Source organism: Rhodopseudomonas sp. BR0C11, from assembly GCF_010820945.1.
In the GTDB taxonomy this organism is placed as follows: domain Bacteria; phylum Pseudomonadota; class Alphaproteobacteria; order Rhizobiales; family Xanthobacteraceae; genus Rhodopseudomonas; species Rhodopseudomonas palustris_H.
This window is the reverse complement of record NZ_QTKI01000631.1, coordinates 1-1,782: the sequence shown is the minus strand read 5'-3', so window position 1 is coordinate 1,782 and position 1,782 is coordinate 1. Positions and strand designations below refer to the sequence as shown.

Here is a 1,782-nt window from a genome sequence, read left to right as displayed (position 1 = left end):
CGGCGGGGCCACGTTCAAGGGCGGCGAGCCGTTCCTCCAGCACATGCGCGGTCGGATTGCCGATCCGCGAATAGACGAAGCCGAACTCCTCGAAATTCACCAGCCGGTCGGCACGTTCGGTGGTCTGCAGATCGAACGATGTGCTCTGATAGATCGGCACTTGTGTGGCGCCGGTGGCCGGATCGGCGCGAAACGAGCCACCGTGGAGAGCGAGCGTATCGATATTGCCAGGAAGCAGTGGTTGCACAGTTTGCAGCGACATGAGGTCTTCCTTCGAAACAGAGCTACGGCCTGAAATTAAGCGCGGGATGCCGATCGCTTGCCGCGGGCGATACGGTGATTGACGGCGCGCGCAGCCGCGTCGCCGAGCAACTGAACGGACTGAACGATGGCGACGAGCACGATCACGACCGCAGCCATCACCTCGGGCATGAAGCGCTGATAGCCGAACCGCACGCCGAGATCGCCGAGGCCACCGCCGCCGACGGTGCCGGCCATCGCCGAGTAGCCGATCAGGCTGACCAGCGCGACGGTCTGCCCGGCGACGATGCTCGGCAGCGCTTCCGGGATAATCACGCGAACGATGATCTGCAGTGGCGAGGCGCCGATCGCCTCGGCGGCTTCAATCAGCCCCCGATCGACCTCACGCATCGCGGTCTCGGCAAGCCGCGCGAACAGCGGCGTAATAGCCACAGTGAGCGGAACGATCGCGGCACTGGTGCCGACCGAGCTGCCGGCGACGAAACGCGTGAACGGGATGATCGCCACCATCAGGATGATGAAGGGCGTCGACCGAACCAGGTTGACCACCGTGCCCAGCACCCGATTGAAGATCGGCAGCGGCAGAATGTGGCCCGGCGACGTCACCACCAGCAGGACGCCCAGCGGCAGGCCGAGCGCAGTCGAGACCACGGCCCCGACCGAGACCATGTAGGCGGTCTGTTTGAGCGACTCAACGAGCAGCGCTGTGACGGCAGGCGACAGCAGATCGAACGGCATGACCGATGACTTCCACGACTAATCCGAGGGAGGAAAGATGCGACAGCACGGCGGGCAGCTTGTCGCCGGCCCCACCCGCCACCAGCGTCAGCACGCCGAGCGGCCGGTCGCCGACATAATCGATCCGCCCGTGCAGAATATTGGGCTGGACGCCAAACACCGACACGAGATCAGCAACGATCGGGTCGTGCGCCGCGGTTCCCGTGAACACGATGCGCAGCACCGGATCGCTGCCGGGCACGGCCTCCGGCAGGAGCTGCGCCGCCACCGGTGCCGGCAATTCGTGCGCCACAAGGCCGGACAGGAACGACCGCGCCACCGCTGATTTCGGAAACGCCAGCACGTCGAATGTCGCGCCCTCCTCCACCACCCGGCCATGATCGAGCACCGCCACGCGGGTGGCGATGTCACGCACCACGTGCATCTCGTGGGTAATCAGCACGATGGTGAGGCCGAGCTTGCGATTGATGTCGCGCAGCAGCGCCAAGATTTGGTCGGTGGTCTCCGGATCGAGCGCCGAGGTTGCTTCGTCGCACAGCAGCACCGACGGATCGAGCGCAAGCGCCCGGGCAATTCCGACTCGCTGTTTCTGACCGCCGGACAATTCAGACGGATAGGCGTCAGCCTTATGTGCGAGCCCGACAAGATCGAGCAACGGCGGAATCCGCCGCGCAATCTCAGCGCGCGGCAGCCCCGCCACCTTAAATGGCAGCGCGACGTTGCCGGCGACCGTGTGCGACGACAGCACGTTGAAGTGCTGGAAGATCATGCCGATATCACGTC

3 protein-coding genes are annotated in these 1,782 nt (G+C 65.0%); all 3 read right to left on the bottom strand.

All coding sequences use genetic code 11. From position 1 onward, the window contains the following. A partial coding sequence (locus DYI24_RS26010; protein WP_164574362.1) for a PLP-dependent transferase occupies window positions 1–262 on the bottom strand: 262 nt, incomplete at its 3' end. A gap of 35 nt (window positions 263–297) precedes the next feature. Beyond that, window positions 298–999, bottom strand: a complete 702-nt coding sequence (locus DYI24_RS26005) for a methionine ABC transporter permease (protein WP_164574361.1) — start codon at window positions 997–999, stop codon at window positions 298–300. After that, window positions 953–1,782 (bottom strand): methionine ABC transporter ATP-binding protein (locus tag DYI24_RS26000; RefSeq protein WP_164574360.1); only part of this gene is annotated, 830 nt, incomplete at its 5' end. The genes DYI24_RS26005 and DYI24_RS26000, both read right to left, overlap by 47 nt.